We start from the raw sequence: 17926 nt of genomic DNA on the forward strand, positions 1-17926 counted from the left end.
CCGAACAATATCTTTTATTCACGTTGATATTCCATTTTGTTCATACAGCATCGACGATCTTGCTCAGCAGCAGCCGCAAGGCTGTTTTCTGTTCTGCGGTTCCTTTGCCGAGGATGTGTTTGACCTGTTGTTCTATCTGCAGCAGGGGCGCCGGCTCCTCAGGGAGGTTCAAATGCTCGGGCAAGATTTCGTCGCCGGTACTCACCAACAATGCAAAGTGAATGACGTTTTCCAGCTCCCGGGTATTGCCTGGCCAACTGTGGCGCTCTAACAGCGCTTGAGCGGCCTCGCTGATCAGCGGCACCGGCAGGTCCAGGCGCTGGCTGTAAATGCCGAGGAAGTATTCGGACAGCGACAGGATATCGCCCACGCGTTCACGCAACGCCGGCAGTTCCAACCGGCCTTCGCTCAGGTAGTGGTAGAGCCGTTCATGAAATTTTCCGGCAGCCACCGCTTGCGCGAGGTCGATGCTGGTGGCGGCCACCAACCGCACATCCACCGGGCTCGGCTGATGAGCCCCGACACGAGTGACTTCATGGTTTTCCAGTGCTGCCAGCAATTTGATCTGAATCGGCAGCGGCAAGTCGCCGATCTCATCCAGGTACAGCGTGCCGCCGTTGGCCGATCCAAACCAGCCAGCGCGGCTGCTGGCCGAACCGGTGTAACTGCCTGGCGCATAACCGAACAACTCGGCATCGGCGTACGTCGGGCTGATGGCTCCGCAATTAACCGAAACGAATAACCCGCCGCGATCACTGCCGCGATGAATGTGTCGCGCCAGCAGTTCTTTACCGCTGCCGGTTTCACCCCGAATCAATACCGAGATCGAGCGCGGTGCCAGTTGTTCGAGCTCCTGGCGCAACTGGCGCGAACGGGGATCGACAAACACCAGTGCCTTGGCGCGGATGCTCAGGGGACTTTTTTCGGCGTCGGGAAAGGTCAGCAATGGCTGACCGAATGTTTCAAAACTCATGGCAGACTCCCGCCCAAAACCGCCGGGAGACGGGGGCGTTTAAAATAGAAAAAGATTCAAGCGCGGCGCAAGGCGTGATGTTCCATGCGGTTCTGCAGGCGATAAAGGTAAGCGAAGCCCTGCTCCCAACGCTGGTGGCCCGACTTCACGTTGATGTGCCCGGCACCCGACAAAATGCCCGCTTCGGCACCCCAGTTGCGCGCCAGCTCCAGCGCTCGCGGCGCACTGACGGCCGAGTCATTGTCGGAGCTGACCACCTGGCTCGGAAAAGGCAACAGGGTGGAAGGTATGGGCGCAAAGTTGCGCAGTGCCGGCGCGCATGCAGGGCGCTCGACGTCTGCCGGCGCGACCAGCAAGGCGCCCCGAACCTGACGCAAAAACTGCACCGGCGCCGTGGCAGCCCAATGCGCAACGGTGATGCAACCCAGGCTGTGGGCGATCAGAATCACTGGCGTGCTGTCGGCAGCAATCGCCTCCGCCAGGGCCGCAACCCAATCTTCGCGACGCGGTGTCAGCCAGTCGTCCTGCTCAACCCGGGCACTGTTTGGCAGACTGTTCTGCCAATGGCTTTGCCAATGATCATCTGGCGATCCTTGCCAGCCCGGCACAATCAGGTAGCGAATTGATTCGTTGCGCATGGGGGAGCTCTCCTGCTGCATGTCTGTTCAGGACTCAGTATAGGGAGCAGAGATATATCCGTTAAGGAATAAGAAGCTATTTATTAAGACCTGTATCGAATATGAAGGAACACCTGCGCAAGTGTTTTCCCCAGGCAAAAAAAAGGGGCCGCACCCTGCCAAGGAGACGGCCCCGCAAACTCTGAAATCTGTTAACGCGCAGTAATCACCGACAACTTGGTAATGCCTGCCCGCTCAATGGACGCCATGGCTCGCGCCACCTCGCCGTAGTTCACGCCATCGTCCGCCTGCAATTGCACACGCACTTCGGGGTCCTTGGCCTTCGCCGCCTGCAGGTTGAATTCCAGCAAATCCGGCTGAACTTCGTCCTTGTTGATAAACAGTTTGCCGGCGCCATCGATGCTCACCACCAGCGGATCTTTTTGCTCCACCGGCGCCACGGCCTCGGTCTTGGGCAGGTTGATCGGTATCGCGTTGGTCAGCAGCGGCGCGGTGACGATAAACACCACCAACAGCACCAGCATCACATCCACCAGCGGCGTTACGTTGATCTCGCTCAGCACCTCATCGCTGTCTTGCGTGGAGAAGGCCATATCAGGACGCCTCCTTCACTTTCTGTGCATTGCCCTGCGCTGCCGCTTTGTGCGTTGCCGGGTGAATCAGTACGCGGAACGAACTCTTCTGCGCCAGGCTGTAGAAGTCATGGGCGAAGTCATCCAGGTCCGCCGCCGTCAGTTTCAGACGACGCAAAAAGTAGTTGTAAACCAGCACCGCCGGCACCGCGACCGCGATACCCACACCGGTTGCAACCAGTGCCGCACCAATCGGCCCGGCCACCGTTTCCAGGCTGGCAGAGCCGGCAGCGCTGATGCCTTTCAACGCTTCCATGATTCCCCATACGGTGCCGAACAAACCAATGAACGGCGACGTACTGCCGATACTGGCGACCACCGCCAGGCCGGTTTCCAGCGAACGGCGCTCCCGCACGATCTGCTGGCGCAAGGCTCGCTCCAGTCGATCCTGATGGTTGATCGCCTGGCTCAAATCCGTTGCCTGTGGCGTGTCGCCCACCTGGATCGCCGCATAACCGGCCTGTGCTACACGTGCCGCAGCGCCGGGCTGGGTTTCGGCCAGCTCCGCCGCCGAATCGAGGCTTGAGGCGGCCCAAAACTGTTTATGAAACTTGCGGTCCTGCGCCTTGAGTCGGCCGAACTGCACACCCTTGAGCAGCGCCAGGCCCCAAGTGGCGACAGAAAAAACCACCAACAGCCAGATCACCGCGCTTTCGATGGATTCCAGTGGAGATGCCAGTAACGTCATGATGTATTCCCTCGTGTAAACGTTTCGCGCGAATTAGGTTTCTGTTTAATGAATCTTGAAGTCGATCGGCACGCTGACCCAACCGTCCTGAGGGACATTGCCCTGCTTGGCCGGCACGAAACTCCAGAGTTTGACGGCGCTTAACGCCGCGTCGTCCAGTTGCTCACGACCACTGCTTTTCTGAATCTGGATCTCACCGGGTTTGCCGCTTGCCAACACATGCACCCGCAACAACACCGTGCCTTCCCAACCGCGACGCTGTGCCAGAGACGGGTATTGCGGCGCCGGGTTTTTCAAATACCCGGCACTCGCCGAGGCCGGCGTCACTGGCGCAGGCGCCGGTGGTGCTGGGGGTGCCGGAGCCGCAACAGGCGCCGCCGGTTGTGGTGGCGCTGGCGGTTGCTCAACGGCTTTGGGAGCAGGCTTGGGCACAGGTTTGGCGACCGGCTTAGGCTTGGGTATCGGCTTGGGTGGTGGCGGTTTTGCCGCGAGTTCGTCTTCCACCGGCGGCGGTGGCTCGACCACCGGCTGCACAGGTTGCGGCGGTGGCGGCTCGACAACGGGCGGCGCCGGACGTGAAAACTCGATGGTCATCGGCGGAATTTCCGGTGGCACGATCGGCAACACTGCGGTGGGTTGCTGATTGACCCAATAGATCACCGCCCCGTGCACCAGCAAGGCCAGTACACCGAGCAGGATGGTTTCCCGTCGACTGAGAATTCCCTTGGGCGCACGCTGCAAACGTAACTGCCCCAAAGGCACGCGGTGCACCCGGCCGAGGTCGACCAACTCGCCACCTGGCGTCTGACGCCAAAGCACCTCGTGTGCGCTGGCGGCGGTCTGGACATTGCCCATTGAATTACTCCTGCGGTCTTTTTGCGAATATCCCGATAAGCCGAACCAGACATCCCCCGTGCGGCGCATCGATGGACGAATCATTGATCCAGACACTTATCTCTTAAAGTGATATTTAATGTTATTGATATAATTTTAAAGAATATGAGAAGCGTGATTTTTCGTCGAACCCACGTCATTCAAGGGCTGCAGGCGAGAGCAAAAACGGCGATGCTTTTTAGGCATTTAAAATAGTTACCAAAGGCATCGCATCTCGCGTCGCTTTATCTGCACAAATGTCGTGTTCAAACTTTGAAATAACCACAGGCGCGCTTAATCCCAATGGGTATTAAAACCCTTTAAGTTCTGTAATTAATGACAGTAGGCAACCCACAACTCTGCCGGCTAAATAAGTGTTCAGACATGAATGCGAAAACCTCATGGGCACTAAATCTGCATATGCCGCTTTATTGTTAGTTTTTTGTTTACCCGTGCAGGCATCGGGATACGGTGATGTGCAGTTTCAAAATGCCACGAAGACCTCCACCATCAATATCTTCATGGAGGGCGAAAACAAGGCAAAAAGCCTGAGACCCGGCGAGTTGTATACCCAAGTGCCCTACCCCGTTGCTGGAGGAACTATCAAGGTCAACGCCGGGCCGGCGGCGGTCAATTCCATTACCTTTTCCGACAGCGACGCCTGCAGGACTGTCTACGCGGCGCTTTGCTTCCGTTTGTTCTCTAACGACCGATGAATAATCCTGTCGGGGCACCCACTGCTTTGCACACGCAAGCATCCGTGAAATCGAGTGTATTGCTGATACTCGCGCTATTGATGTTGAGCCCGTTCGTTTATGCCGCCTCCGACATGACTGACTATATTTTTAATATCAGCAACCAGACGGCCGCCAGTACTTACTCAATTACAGTCATCGGAAAACCCGACGTCATCAATCTTCTCCCCGGTCAGAGCTATAACATCGATAACTTGCCAAAAACCGGCGTGAAAATTGATGGAACGCCGCTGGCAGACCTCATCCTCAGCAAACAGAAATGCGGGTTTGAAGGAAGAGGCTACTGCCTGACCATTCTTGATCCTGCCAAATGAGCACATCGCTAAAACAGGGCATGAAGCTCAGGCTGCATACCCATTGCCAAAGCCCTCGTCAGAAGTCGTAACGACCGGTCACACCCAGCGTCCGTGGTGTGCCGAGCAGGCCTTCATAACCGCCGTTGGCGCCCGTCCAGAGGGTGGTGTAGTAAGTTTTGTCGAAGGCATTTTTCAGCCACAACGAAACGTCCCACTGCCCTTGGTTGAAGTCGCCACGCAGCCCGGTGGACAGGTTGACCACGGCATAACTGGGGATTTGCCCGTAGTCGGAATCTTCCACCGTGCCCACCGCTTTTGAGCGGAAGGCATAACTGGCCGTCACGTACTCTTCAAAGCCGTTACTGAGGTTCCATTTGTATTCACCGTTAGCGTTGCCGATCCATTTCGACGCGCCAACCACTTGGTGCCCGGTCAAGTCGCAAGAGGCTGGTGCGCCCGGAGCCAGACTGACTTCAGGCGGGCACGGGGCATCTTTGTACGACAGATAGCTGACGTCGTTGTACGAGCCGTTGACGTTCAACGTCAGGCCACGCAGCGGAATCAACGTGCTCTCAAACTCCACACCGCGTGAGCGCACTGAACCGGCGTTGGTCAAATACTGCACACGGTTCGCGTCGTCGTAAGCGTTGGTCTGATAGGCATTGACCTGGGTCCAGAAGACGTTGGCATTCAGCTGCAAACGGCGGTCCCACAAGGTGCTTTTGAAACCGAGTTCGGCGTTGTTGGCGCGCTCCGTACCGATCAGCAGCGAGTCGGCACCAGCAGTGGGAGCAGAGCCGACGGCCAGGTTCACGCCGCCGGATTTTTCGCCGTGGGATAAGGTCGCGTAGCCGAGCAAATCGTCAGTGAAGCGGTAGCTGAGGTTCAACAGGCCCGAAGGGCTGGAGCTGTATTGATTCAAGTCGCCGGAGTCGTAAACCCCGGCGCGCCCACGCCTTGCGTTGGCGGCAGCACCGGTTACCGCGACACCACCAATCGGCGCATTGCGCGTGACCCAGGCGCTTTTTTCTTCATAGGTGCCACGCACCCCGGCGGTAAAGTCCAGGCGTTCGCTGAGGTGCCAGGTGCCTTGGGCAAACAACGCAAAGCTGTCGGTTTGAATATGACCGTTGCCCACGCTGCTGACGTTGGCCAGCGCACCGGTTGGCGTGCCGTTCCAGATGTCTGCTTGCGGGCCGTAATACGAGAACGATTTGTTATCCAGACTGTTGCCGAAGTAATACGCGCCAAGCACGTAATCGAAGAACTCGCCCTTGGGTGAAGCCAGGCGAAATTCCTGCGAATACTGTTTGTCTTCCACCGACACGCCAGCGTTGTAGCTCGCCGGAACGTTCAGGCCGTCGTCGTTGCGCGGAGTGAAATTCCACCAGCGATAGGAGCTGACGGAGGTCAGTGTGAAGTCACTCGGCAGTGTCCAGTTAGCCTCTACAGACGTGCCGCCCTGATGCACCGTGACGTGTTGATCGTTGTCCAGGTTGACCTTGCGGTGCGAGCCATTGACCAGTGTCGCCCCTGCCGCACCTGCCCGGGCCTGGTAGAGATTGGTGCCATTGATGGTGGGCCCGGTGTTGTACAACACACGGGTGCCGGCGCTGGAATCCTCTTCGTTGTAGTCACCGATCCAGCGCAGGTTGAACGACTCGTTGGGTTTGAACAGCAGTTGCGCACGGAAACCGTCACGCGAGCCACCGTTCAAATCATGGCCGTCGTATTCGTTTTTGATGTCGCCGTCGCTGCGCGTGCGATAAGCGGAAAAACGCCCGGCGAGTTGGTCATTCAAGGGCCCGGAAATAGTGCCCTTGGTCTGGAAGTAACCGTCCTCGCCCACCGAGGTCTCGATGCTGCGCTCCGGGGTAAAGGTGGGCGCGCGGGTGTTGATGTTGATCACGCCCGCCGTGGTGTTCTTGCCGAATAACGTACCTTGCGGGCCACGCAGCACTTCAAGTTGTTCAATGTCCATCAGATCGAACACGGCCATGCCGGGGCGGCCGAGGTAAACGTTATCGATGTAAAGCCCGACGCTGCCCTCCAGACCATCGCTGGCCGGGTTGTTGCCCAAGCCGCGAATCGACACGCTGGACTGGCGAGCATGCATGTAGGCGACGTTGACGCTGGGCACCAGTTGCTGCAGATCCTGGATGCGATAAACCCTTTGCGTTTCCAGTGCCTGGCCGCTGATTACGCTCATTGGCGTTGGAACATCTTGCGAACTTTCCTCACGGCGGCGAGTGGTCACGGTCACGGTTTCCAGCTGCGAACTGTCGGCAGCAGTTTTACCCGAAGGGGCTGGCGGGGGGCTGGGGTTGTCGGCGGCATAACCGTGGGTCCACGTGGCGCTCCCCGCCAACAATAAAGCCAGGGGCAGGCGTTTGAGCCGTCGTGGTGTTAAGGGTGACGCAAGATTCAACGGACTCATTGGGCGGCTCCTGGTCAAAAAACACACAGTCACTTTTTAGCACTGCATATTCTTAAAAGTTATTTATTTATGTTTTTACAAACATTTACTGCATAAGAGATTGCCTTTATAAGGAGTCGACCTAATGCATATCCAATGCATTTCCCCGATATTTTTTATGTGAAAAATGCATATCGATTTGCGCCAGCTTCGTCACTTCATTGCCCTCGCCGACCAACGCAGTTTTGTCGCGGGTGCGCTGACCGTGAACTTGTCGCAATCGGCATTCAGCCGCAGCATTCAAGCGCTGGAACACAGCGTGGGATGTCAGTTGGTAGATCGCGGGCGTAAGGACCTGGCGCCGACCAAACAGGGCCAGGTGTTGCTCGAACATGCACGGCGACTGGTCAGCGGCGCACAGCAAATGGCCAACGAGATCAGCCAGTTCAATGGGCTGGAGGCCGGCGAATTGCGGTTTGGATGTGGCCCGGCACCGGCCGCCGGACTGATCCCGCGCGCAATCGGCAGCTTCATCGGGCGCTATCCGAAAGCACGGGTGCATTTCCAGGTAGATGACTGGCAAAGCCTGAGCAAGCGATTGCTAAGTGAAGAGTTCGAATTTTTTGTCGCCGACACTCGCCACTTCGAAGCCGATCCGGATTACCTGACACAGCGCCTGCGCCCACGAAAGTGGCACTTCTGTTGCCGCGCCGGACACCCTCTGGCCGGGCGCGACAGCATCACCGCTCAAGAGCTGATGAGCTATCCAATGGCCGCCAGCATCCGCCCGCCCAACCTGCGTAAAGTCATCGTCGACCTCAGCGGTCGCCCGGATTTCACGCCCACTGTGGAATGCGAAAACAGCTACAGCCTGTTGAGTGTGGTGATGCGCTCGGACGCGATCGGCATCGTCGGCGCGTATGCCGATGCCCTGCACAACGCCAATGGCGAGTTGGTGTGCTTGAGGATTGAAGGGCTGGCCGATGACCTGGAGGAGCTGTACACCCGCTACGGCATCGTCAGCCGTGCGGGTTATCGGTTGTCACCGCTGGCCGAGGCGATGATTGCGCAGATCAAGGAGGTTGATGCGCAGGAGGATGACGTGTGCTCACTGGAGAATGTCGCTGTTTGACCCGCCCCCTTCGCGGGCAAGCCCGACTCCCACAGGGTTTGATGTGAAACGCAAATGTGCAGGCAGACTCGACACCTGTGGGCTTGCACGCGAAGGTGACGGCTCGGCTGGCGATGCACCCGCTGCATAAAAACCATTCCCCAAATGCACTTGCCTCAACCCCACGGCAACAGCGAAAAACCTCACCTGTCTTTTGATCGGTGAGCCCCATGTCTAACCCTGCAAACCCTGTGCGTAACGTGCTGTACATCATGTGTGATCAGCTGCGGCGCGATTACCTGTCGTGCTACGGCCACCCACATCTGCACACGCCCAACATTGATCGCCTGGCCGCTGCCGGCGTGCGCTTCAGCCGGGCGTACACCCAAGGCACGATCTGCGGACCGTCGCGGATGTCGGCGTACACCGGGCGCTATGTCAGCAGCCACCAAGTGGCGTGGAATGCGGTGCCGCTACCGCTGGAAGAGCTGACCATCGGTGACTACTTGCGCCCCCATGGCATCCGCACCGCGCTGGTTGGCAAGACCCACGCCACGCCCAACGTGGATGCCCTGCAACGGCTGGCAATCGACCCTGACGGCGAACACGCCAAATCGCTGAACGAAGTCGGATTTGAGCCTTACGTTCGCCACGACGGGATCTTTCCTAACGACCCGCTGTTCGACGATAAGCGTGAATCGGCACCCTATACCCATTACTTGCGCGAGCACGGATTCGCGGGCCGTAATCCGTGGCACGACTGGGCTAACGCCGCCGAAGGCGAGCAAGGCCAAATCCTCAGTGGCTGGAAAATGCGTAACGCGCATCTGCCGGCCCGTGTACCGGAACAACACTCGGAAACCGTCTACACCACTGACCGCGCCATCGACTTTATCGCCGAGCAAAAAGAGCAGCCATGGTGCCTGCATTTGTCGTACATAAAACCTCACTGGCCATACATTGCCCCGGCGCCCTATCACGCCTTATACGGTGCCCTGCAGGTCATTGACCCAGTCCGGGCGCCCGTTGGTGAAACCAGTGATCACCCGGTGTACAACGCGTTTCGACAGCACGAAGAAAGCCTCAATTTTTCCCGGGATGAAGTGCGGTTGAATGTGATTCCGACGTACATGGGCCTGATCAAACAGGTCGACGATCAGCTCGGGCGGTTGTTCGATTTTCTTCAGAGCAATGGCCGCTGGGACGACACCCTGATCGTGTTTACCAGCGATCATGGCGATTTTCTCGGTGACCATTACCTGGGCGAAAAAGAGTTTTTGCTGGAGCCGGCAGTCGGCGTACCACTGATCGTGCGCGACCCGCGTGCGGCAGCCGATGTCACGCGCGGTTCGGTTGATGACAGGCTGGTGGAAACCATCGATGCGCTCCCGACTTTTCTTCAGGCATTGGGTTTACCTGGCGCTGCGCATCGACTCGAAGGACGCTCGCTGATTCCATTGCTGCACGGTGTTGAAATCGACTGGCGCCGCTACGCGATCAGCGAGTACGACTACGCGTTCCAGGCCCCGGCACGTGAGCGGTTAGAGCAACCTATCGACCGCTGCCGCATGACCATGGTCCGCAGCGAACGCTGGAAATACCTGGCGTACGACGGCTTTCGACCGCAGCTTTTTGATTTGCTGAATGACCCGCAGGAGTTGAAGGATTTGGGCGTTGATCCGGCGTATGCGTCGGTTCGCGAAGAACACGCCGGGTATTTGTTTGAGTGGCTGCGCGGGTTGAAACGGCGAACCACCATCAGCCATCAGGAAATAGATTTGCGCGGCCAACGATTCCGCTATGGCGAGCCGCACACCGAGAAAATGGTCCAGATCGGCGTGTGGTAACGCCATCAAATGTGGGCACGGGCTTGCTCGCGAACACTGAGTGTCAGTCGATAACAATGTTGACTGATACACCGCTTTCGCGAGCAAGCCCGCACACAAGGTTTGGTGCCGTTCACATGTGTGTATTCAACACCGCGCCATGGTGGGAGCGAGCCCGCTCGCGATGAGGCCAGTTCAGACGCCGACGATCTCGGCGCCTTTGATCGTTTGGCTGCGCTGCCCCGCCACACCCACAGCCACTTCACCCTTGAGCGTCACGCGCCGCACCACACGGTCCTGAGTGCCGTAGTCGTCTACCGCGTAATGCTGGGTCGAGCGGTTGTCCCAGATCGCCACATCACCGGCCTGCCAGCGCCAGCGAACGGTGTTCTCCAAACGCGTGACATGGCTTTGCAGCAAACCGAACAAGTGTGCCGAATCTGCCTGTGAATAACCTTTGATGCGCTTGACGAAATGCCCCAGCAGCAAGCTCTTCTCACCGCTGATCGGGTGCACACGAACCACCGGATGCTCGGTCTCATAAACGGTAGAGGTAAAGATCTTGCGATACCGCTCCAGCTTCTCGGTTGACACATCAGGCTTGGCGCCCGCGTAGTCATATTCGTTGCTGTGCACGGCCACCAGTTTGTCTGCCAGCTCACGCAATTCCGGCGCCAGTTCGTTGTAAGCCGTCGCGGTGTTGGCCCACACCGTGTCGCCGCCGTAGGCCGGTGCAACGACCGAGCGCAGGATCGAGGCTTTCGGGTAGGCGTCAACGAAGGTCACATCGGTGTGCCAGGAGTTGGCGCGCTGACCTTGCGCACCGTCCAGCTCCAGCAGGTAACGGGTGCCGTCTCGCACCGGAACGGTGGGGTGCGCTACCGGCTCGCCGAGCAGATGAGCAAACGCTTCCTGACGTTGATCGTCGAGGTGAGTCTGCTCGCGAAAGAAGATCACCTTGTACTGCACCAACGCCTGCTGGATGGCTTCGACGGTGGCCGCATCCAGTTCACCAGACAGTTGCACACCTCGAATTTCGGCACCGATGCGGCCGGCCACCGGTTGAATTTCCAATGCATGGACAGCGGGTTTAACAGCTAAAGCGGCATTGCTCATGGGTAGACCCTCGATCTGACTACTGACGGTTAACGGCAAAGAAACAACGCTCTATCTATATTCTATTTAGGTCTAATAGATATTCACATGCTTCGTTGACGGAATAAGAGCTTGCATTTAAAACCTCAAGCACTCTCGTCGCAAATGCCTTCGAGCTATTTTTAGGATGCCGGAAAAGCATATGGATCTTCGTCAGTTGCGCTACTTCATCGCCCTCAACGAGCACCGCAGTTTTGTTCGCGCAGCCGACGCAATGGGCATCACTCAACCAGCGTTCAGCCGCAGTATTCAAGGGCTGGAGCAAGAGTTCGGCTGCGTGTTGGTAGACCGTGGCAACAAGGATTTGCGCCCCACCCCTGAAGGCCAGGTGGTGCTGCAACACGCCCTGACGCTGGTCCAGGGTGCCGCGTTGCTCAACGCTGAAGTGACGCAGATGACCAAACTGGATGCCGGTGAATTGCACTTCGGTTGCGGCCCGGCGCCGGCGGTAAAACTGGTACCGGACGCCGTTGCGCAATTCATCAATGCACACCCGAAAGTGCGCACCTGTTTTCAGGTGGATAACTGGGAAAAACTCAGCCGTGCGCTGAGCCGTGAAGAGATCGAATTCTTCATTGCCGACATCCGTCATTTCGAGGCCGACCCAAACTTCCAGACCCAGGCGCTGACACCCAAGCGTGGGGTGTTTTTCTGCAGGCCGGGGCATCCGTTGCTGGCCAAGGAAAGCCTGTCGACCAACGACATGTTCGATTACCCGCTGGCGACCACGCTGATTCCGCCAGGCATTCGTAAACTGCTGGCGAACCTCAGTGGGCGGATAGATTTTTCACCCACTATCGAGACCGAGCACTTCCCGGCGCTGGTGAAAGTCGTGCTGCAATCCAACGCGATTGGTATAGGCACCGAAGAAGCGTTTATTGAAGACGTCGCGCAGGGCTCGCTGGTACTGCTGCACTGGCGAAATTTACCGCAGAACATCGAAAGCATGAACGCGCGATGCGGAATAGTGAGCCGCACCGGGTTCCGGTTGTCACCGGCGGCGAGGGCAATGATCGAGACGTTGGTGGCGGTGGATAAGCAGCAGATCGCGGTTGCAGTTTAAAACCCCATTGCCAGCAGACTGGCTCCCACACGGGATCTGTGAACAGCACAGAACCCCTGTGGGAGCCAGCCTGCTGGCGATACGGTCGGCAGATTCAGAGTTTTGCGGCAGCCAGTTCAGGCACCACCCAATCGCTCACGTTGAACGGCTTGCGAATAAGCCGCTGCTGCGACGCCAGGTCTACGGCATCCTGCAATTTGCCAAGGAATACCGGGTCCAGTGTCGACGGGAATACCTCACTCAACTTCTGATCCTTCAGGTCCTGAGTGAGAATGATCGGCGGGTAACTCGCCAGCCCCGACACCAGTTGAATGTACGCTTCTTTGTTGCTGTCCTGGGTCAACCAGTCCACAGCCTGTTGCTGCGCTTTGAGCAGCTTCGCCACGACTTCAGGATTCGCCTCGACAAACTTGCCAGTGCCCACCAGCACGCTCTGAATACTGCCTGCGCCGCCCAGGTCCTTGGTGTTCAAGGGCAACTCGGCCAAGCCTTTCGCCTGCAACGCGGTCAGCCCGGAACTGCCCCAGGACGCGTCGATCTGCTTGGCCGCCAACGCCGCAACGGCCCCGCTAAAGTCCAGGTTGATCACCTTCAGGTCTTTCTCGCTCAACCCTTGGCTGGCCAGCGCGGCATCAAACGACAATTGGGTGGCCGTGCCCTTGAAGATCGCCACGCGTTTGCCTTTCAGGTCTTGCAGCGTCTTGATGCCCGACCCCGGCACCACGCCCAGGTACTGTTTCACGCCACGCGCCGAGGCACTCAACAGGCGTGTGTCCAGACCGTTCGCCTTGCCGATGATTGCCGCCAGATCACCCAGGTACGCCAGGTCTACCTGACCGTTGGCAAAGGCTTCGTTGATCACCGGGCCTGCGCCCTTGAAGAAACTCCACTGGATCTTGATGCCCTGATCGGCGAAGGCCTTCTCGTAGATCTGCTGCTCGCGCAATACGTCAACCACGCCGCCACCGCTGTGCTGAGTGCCAGCGCTGAGATCGGGCACCGCGATTCTGATTTCCTTGAGTTCGGCAGCGTTGACGTTCATCGCCAGCAACCCCGCCAATGCCGGTGCAGCAAACAGACTGATGACGCGTTTGAAGGGAATGTGCATGGGTGTGGCTCCTGAAGGCGACGGGCGTTGTGGGGCTGAAAGTAGGCTGAATCAGGAGCTACACTTAAATACTATAAATTCACATTTTTATATCTTTTAGACCTAAGCAAGCAACGATGGGCGTCTTGGACAGGTATGCATAACAAGCATCAAAAATATTCTTCGAATGCATTGGATGCGTGTGGCCTGTAAGCCTTAAATGGCTTGGCTTATCTCTCAATAGCATTGATTTGAATTTTTATAGATCGAATTTGCATACCCGACAACGGAGGTCAATCTTATGGCCCGTGTATCGCCTCTCAGCCTGCCGCTGCCGTCATCGCCGCTTCACGGCAAACGGCGCTGGCCACAACTGAGCCATCGGTTACTGCCCTGGCTGCTGCCTCTGAGCCTGTTCGCGCTGTGGTGGCTGGCCAGCCGCAATCAATGGATGAGCGAGCAAATCCTGCCGGCGCCTTCGCTGGTCTGGAGTAGCGCTTTGGAGCTGGCGCAAGGCGAACTATGGGGCCACTTGTGGATCAGTCTGCAGCGCCTGTTTTGGGGCTTGCTTGCCGGGATTGGCGCAGGCGCCTTATTAGGCGCGGCGCTGGGCTTTAGTAAACGGCTGGAGCGCTTGGTATTTCCTACGTTCGCTGGCCTGGCACAAGTTCCGACGCTGGCCTGGATCCCGTTGTTCATGGTGTTTTTCGGCATCGGTGAAGTGCTGAAACTGGTGGTACTGATCAAAGCCATTGTGGTGCCGGTAACGTTGCACACGCTGGTGGGTGTGCGCGATGCGCAGCCCAAACTGCGTGAAGCTGCCGCCGTGTTACGCCTGCCATCGCACCTGCTGATTCGCCGCCTGGTGTTGCCCGCAGCGCTGCCGGCGTTCATGGCCGGTGTGCGCCTGGCGCTGGCCGCCGGTTGGACTTCGCTGTTGGCGGTCGAACTCTTGGCCTCCAGTGAAGGCATTGGTTACCTGATGGTGTGGGCGCGGCAGTTGTTCATGCTCGACATTGTTTTTGTGTGCATCGTGGTCATCGGCGTGATCGGCGTAGCGATGGATCGCGGCATCGGTTTGCTCGACAAAAAACTGGTGCACTGGCCACACCCGGCGACAGCGGAAATTCGGCGCGGGCCGCGATATGAAGGCTGGCAACGCGTGCAACCGTGGCTGCTGCCCCTGGGGTTATTGGCGTTATGGCAATTGACCACGGATCAGCAGTGGGTCGACGCCAGCATCCTGGTCAGTCCGCTAGCGGTGCTCGCCACTGCCTGGAACGGCCTGCTCGATGGCACGCTGATCGGTGGCATGGCCCTGAGTCTTGGGCGCACGCTTGGCGGTTTGTTGCTGGGAGGTGGCCTGGGGTTCGCGCTGGGATTATTGCTGGGACTGTCACGCACCAGCGAACGCGTACTGGGGCCGACGCTTGCAGCCATCCGCCAGATCGCCATTTTTGCCTGGGTGCCATTGCTGACCGCGTGGTTCGGCCTGGGTGAATTAGCCAAGTGGGTATTCGTCGGCCTGGCAGCGTTTTTTCCGTTGTTCATTGCCACCCAACGCAGCGTCGCCAACCTCTCGCCGCAGCTCAACGAGGCCGCTCAAGTACTGCGCCTGAGCCTGGGTCAGCGCCTGCGTCGATTGGTGCTGCCGGGGGCCGCACCGGGAATTTTCGCAGGCCTGCGGCTGAGCCTTATCTATGCCTGGCTCGGGACCATCGGCGCCGAGTATTTCATGCCGTCCAACGGCGGCATCGGCAGCCAGATGATTGGCGCACAACAACTGCTGCGCATGGACCTGATCATGGCCGGCATGCTGCTGGTGGGCCTGACCGGCGCGCTGCTTAACCTCATTGGCCAACGCCTCGAAATCCGCGCCACACGCTGGAGACACGCATGAACGCACCGATTGTCAGTTTCAACCACGTGGGTAAATCCTTCGACGTCGACGGCTTTCAGCTGGAGGCCATACGTGAATTCAACCTGGACATCGCAGAGGGCGAATTCGTCGCCATCGTCGGTTCCAGCGGCTGTGGTAAATCAACCTTGCTGCGGTTGTTGGTGGGACTGGATACGCAGTTTCGCGGGCAGATAACCGTCGATGGCAAAGCGGTCACCGGCATCGGCGGCGAGCGTGGCATCGTGTTTCAGGAACACCGTTTGTTCCCCTGGCTGACCGTGGCCGACAACATCGGCCTGGGCCTGATCAACGAGCCATTGAGCACCGCGCAAAAACAAAAACGGGTGAGTGATTTTATCGAATTGGTGGGCCTCACCGACTTCACCCGAGCCTATCCGCACCAGCTCTCCGGCGGCATGGCGCAGCGGGTGGCAATCGCGCGTGGCCTGGTGGCGAGCCCACGAATTCTGTTGCTCGACGAACCCTTCGGTGCCCTCGATGCACTGACCCGCCAGCAAATGCAGGATGAGCTGTTGGCCATTCGCGCGCGGGCAAAGATCACCACGATTCTGGTGACTCACGATGTCGAAGAAGCCATTTTTCTGGCCGACCGCGTAGTGGTGATGGAGCCGCGGCCGGGACGCATCAAGCAAGTGGTTGATGTTGCCTTGCCTCATCCACGTCAGCGCAGCAGTTTCGACTTCCATCAACTGCGTGAAGAACTGCTTCACGAGCTCACCAGCGACGATCATTACCAACCCACCGTGCCGGCGCAGATCCGCGATCTGCCGCTGTCCTTCATTGCCTGCTGAACAGGGGATTCCTGATGCCGCAACGTCCCAATTTTCTAGTGATCCTGGCCGATGACCTGGGGTTCTCCGACATCGGTGCGTTCGGCGGTGAAATCGCCACGCCGAACCTCGATGCGCTGGCCAACAATGGCCTGCGCCTGACCGATTTCCATACTGCGCCGACCTGCTCGCCCACCCGTTCGATGTTGCTGACCGGCACCGACCACCATATCGCCGGTATCGGCACCATGGCCGAGGCCCTGACCCCGGACCTGATCGGCAAACCGGGGTACGAAGGCTACCTCAATGACCGGGTTGTGGCGTTGCCCGAGCTGTTGCGCGAGGCCGGTTACCAAACATTGATGAGCGGCAAATGGCACTTGGGCCTGACCGCTGAACTGGCACCACATGCGCGTGGCTTCGAGCGTTCGTTTTCGCTGCTGCCGGGCGCCGCCAACCACTACGGTTTTGAGCCGACCTACGATGCACAAACCCCAGGCCTGTTGAAATCGACCCCGGCGCTGTACATCGAAGACGATAAATTCATCGACGAGTTACCCAAGGATTTTTATTCCTCCGATGCCTTCGGCGACAAGTTGCTGCAATACCTGAAGGAGCGTGATCAGAGCCGGCCGTTCTTCGCCTACCTGCCGTTCTCGGCACCGCACTGGCCGCTGCAGGCACCCGCAGACGTGGTCGAAAAGTACCGTGGCCGTTACGACGCGGGCCCCGAAGTGCTGCGGCTGGAACGCCTGGAAAAACTTAAATCCCTAGGGTTGATCGACGCTGATGTCGAGCCGCATCCGCTGATTCAGCTGAGCGCGCAATGGGACGCGTTGAGTGATGAACAACGGCAGATTTCGGCGCGCGCGATGGAGGTCTACGCAGCGATGGTCGAACGCATGGACTGGAACATCGGGCGTGTCGTGGATTACTTGCGCCAGCAAGGACAACTGGACAATACCTTCATCGTGTTCATGTCCGATAACGGTGCCGAAGGCGCGTTGCTGGAAGCGTTTCCCAAGTTCGGTCCAGAGTTGCTGACGTACCTTAATCAGCACTACGACAACAGCCTGGACAACATCGGCCGCGCCAACTCTTACGTTTGGTATGGCCCGAACTGGGCGCAAACAGCCACCGCGCCGTCGCGGCTGTTCAAGGCCTTCACCACCGAGGGCGGCATCCGCGTGCCGGCGCTGGTGCATTACCCGCAGCTACCACTCAACGGTCAGATCAGCCACGGGTTTGGCACGGTGATGGACATCACGCCGACGATTCTCGACCTGGCCGGCGTGCGGCATCCGGGCAACCACTGGCACGGTAAACCCGTGGCGCCGGTTCGCGGTAAATCGTGGCTCGGTTTTCTGTCAGGCGAGACGGCGCAAGTACATGACGAACACACGGTGACCGGGTGGGAGTTGTTTGGTCGAAGGGCGATTCGTCAGGGCCAATGGAAAGCCGTTTATATTCCGGGGCCGGTGGGGCCGGCAACCTGGCAGCTCTATGATTTGAGCAGTGACCCCGGGGAAATTCATGACCTGGCGCTGAGCCAACCTGAAAAACTCAATGGGCTGATCGAGCATTGGCAGCGCTATGTGGATGAAACCGGGGTGATCCTCAGCGAGTCACCGTTTCAGCCGGATTAAAGATGCCTGACCTGGGGTTTTCGCGAGCAGGCTTGCTCCCACAGTGGATAAGTGTTGAACACACAACCCTGTGGGA

At 58.4% G+C, this 17926-nt stretch carries 16 protein-coding genes; 8 read left to right on the forward strand and 8 right to left on the reverse strand.

Features of this window, described 5'->3' with window-relative positions:
- Window positions 1-40 precede the first annotated feature (40 nt).
- The 5 genes from ACQR3R_RS25145 to ACQR3R_RS25165 form a co-directional block, all read right to left on the reverse strand.
- The gene (locus ACQR3R_RS25145; RefSeq protein ID WP_428276494.1) at window positions 41-973 is read right to left on the reverse strand and encodes a sigma 54-interacting transcriptional regulator; all 933 of its coding nucleotides are present in this window, start codon (window positions 971-973) and stop codon (window positions 41-43) included.
- A 56-nt stretch (window positions 974-1029) separates the two neighbouring features.
- Window positions 1030-1611, reverse strand: coding sequence for an alpha/beta hydrolase (locus ACQR3R_RS25150; RefSeq protein WP_428276496.1), 582 nt, complete (start codon window positions 1609-1611; stop codon window positions 1030-1032).
- A 191-nt stretch (window positions 1612-1802) separates the two neighbouring features.
- The gene (locus tag ACQR3R_RS25155) at window positions 1803-2204 is read right to left on the reverse strand and encodes a biopolymer transporter ExbD (protein WP_428276498.1); all 402 of its coding nucleotides are present in this window, start codon (window positions 2202-2204) and stop codon (window positions 1803-1805) included.
- Window position 2205: 1 nt separating this feature from the next.
- On the reverse strand, window positions 2206-2931 hold the full coding sequence (locus ACQR3R_RS25160; protein ID WP_428276500.1) for a MotA/TolQ/ExbB proton channel family protein: 726 nt from the start codon (window positions 2929-2931) through the stop codon (window positions 2206-2208).
- 45 nt (window positions 2932-2976) lie between these two features.
- A complete protein-coding gene (locus tag ACQR3R_RS25165; protein WP_428276502.1) occupies window positions 2977-3786 on the reverse strand; it encodes a TonB family protein in 810 nt (269 codons plus the stop codon).
- Between the two features lie 419 nt (window positions 3787-4205).
- On the opposite strand from ACQR3R_RS25165, the gene ACQR3R_RS25170 reads away from it, so the two are divergent.
- Both ACQR3R_RS25170 and ACQR3R_RS25175 read left to right on the forward strand, forming a co-directional pair.
- A complete protein-coding gene (locus tag ACQR3R_RS25170) occupies window positions 4206-4520 on the forward strand; it encodes a hypothetical protein (RefSeq protein WP_428276504.1) in 315 nt (104 codons plus the stop codon).
- The gene (locus ACQR3R_RS25175) at window positions 4517-4873 is read left to right on the forward strand and encodes a hypothetical protein (protein ID WP_428276506.1); all 357 of its coding nucleotides are present in this window, start codon (window positions 4517-4519) and stop codon (window positions 4871-4873) included. Before ACQR3R_RS25170 ends, ACQR3R_RS25175 begins: the two co-directional genes overlap by 4 nt.
- Before the next feature lie 58 nt (window positions 4874-4931).
- Here the strand turns inward: ACQR3R_RS25175 and ACQR3R_RS25180 are convergent, their stop codons facing one another.
- Window positions 4932-7292 carry a TonB-dependent receptor domain-containing protein gene (locus ACQR3R_RS25180; RefSeq protein WP_428276508.1) on the reverse strand — a complete coding sequence of 787 codons (2361 nt, stop codon included), beginning with the start codon at window positions 7290-7292 and terminating at the stop codon, window positions 4932-4934.
- A 166-nt stretch (window positions 7293-7458) separates the two neighbouring features.
- Between ACQR3R_RS25180 and ACQR3R_RS25185 the strand changes: the two genes are divergently transcribed.
- Together ACQR3R_RS25185 and ACQR3R_RS25190 are read left to right on the forward strand one after the other, a co-directional pair.
- Window positions 7459-8403 carry a LysR substrate-binding domain-containing protein gene (locus ACQR3R_RS25185; protein WP_428276510.1) on the forward strand — a complete coding sequence of 315 codons (945 nt, stop codon included), beginning with the start codon at window positions 7459-7461 and terminating at the stop codon, window positions 8401-8403.
- A gap of 209 nt (window positions 8404-8612) precedes the next feature.
- The gene (locus ACQR3R_RS25190; RefSeq protein ID WP_428276512.1) at window positions 8613-10229 is read left to right on the forward strand and encodes a sulfatase-like hydrolase/transferase; all 1617 of its coding nucleotides are present in this window, start codon (window positions 8613-8615) and stop codon (window positions 10227-10229) included.
- A gap of 174 nt (window positions 10230-10403) precedes the next feature.
- Here the strand turns inward: ACQR3R_RS25190 and ACQR3R_RS25195 are convergent, their stop codons facing one another.
- Window positions 10404-11324, reverse strand: coding sequence for a TauD/TfdA family dioxygenase (locus tag ACQR3R_RS25195; protein ID WP_428276514.1), 921 nt, complete (start codon window positions 11322-11324; stop codon window positions 10404-10406).
- A gap of 181 nt (window positions 11325-11505) precedes the next feature.
- Between ACQR3R_RS25195 and ACQR3R_RS25200 the strand changes: the two genes are divergently transcribed.
- On the forward strand, window positions 11506-12426 hold the full coding sequence (locus ACQR3R_RS25200) for a LysR substrate-binding domain-containing protein (RefSeq protein WP_428276516.1): 921 nt from the start codon (window positions 11506-11508) through the stop codon (window positions 12424-12426).
- Between the two features lie 94 nt (window positions 12427-12520).
- Here the strand turns inward: ACQR3R_RS25200 and ACQR3R_RS25205 are convergent, their stop codons facing one another.
- Window positions 12521-13534, reverse strand: a complete 1014-nt coding sequence (locus ACQR3R_RS25205) for an ABC transporter substrate-binding protein (protein WP_428276518.1) — start codon at window positions 13532-13534, stop codon at window positions 12521-12523.
- 280 nt (window positions 13535-13814) lie between these two features.
- On the opposite strand from ACQR3R_RS25205, the gene ACQR3R_RS25210 reads away from it, so the two are divergent.
- Genes ACQR3R_RS25210 through ACQR3R_RS25220 form a run of 3 tightly spaced genes read left to right on the forward strand, consistent with a single transcriptional unit; the run spans window position 13815 to window position 17850 of the window.
- Window positions 13815-15413 (forward strand): ABC transporter permease subunit, encoded by a 1599-nt coding sequence (locus ACQR3R_RS25210; RefSeq protein ID WP_428276520.1) that lies wholly within the window; start codon window positions 13815-13817, stop codon window positions 15411-15413.
- Window positions 15410-16225, forward strand: coding sequence for an ATP-binding cassette domain-containing protein (locus ACQR3R_RS25215; protein ID WP_428276522.1), 816 nt, complete (start codon window positions 15410-15412; stop codon window positions 16223-16225). Before ACQR3R_RS25210 ends, ACQR3R_RS25215 begins: the two co-directional genes overlap by 4 nt.
- Before the next feature lie 14 nt (window positions 16226-16239).
- Entirely contained in the window at window positions 16240-17850 is a 1611-nt protein-coding gene (locus ACQR3R_RS25220) for a sulfatase-like hydrolase/transferase (RefSeq protein WP_428276524.1), read from the forward strand.
- Window positions 17851-17926 lie beyond the last annotated feature (76 nt).

The sequence above is a fragment of the Gordonia sp. IEGM753 genome (genome assembly GCF_050321825.1).
Taxonomy (GTDB): domain Bacteria; phylum Pseudomonadota; class Gammaproteobacteria; order Pseudomonadales; family Pseudomonadaceae; genus Aquipseudomonas.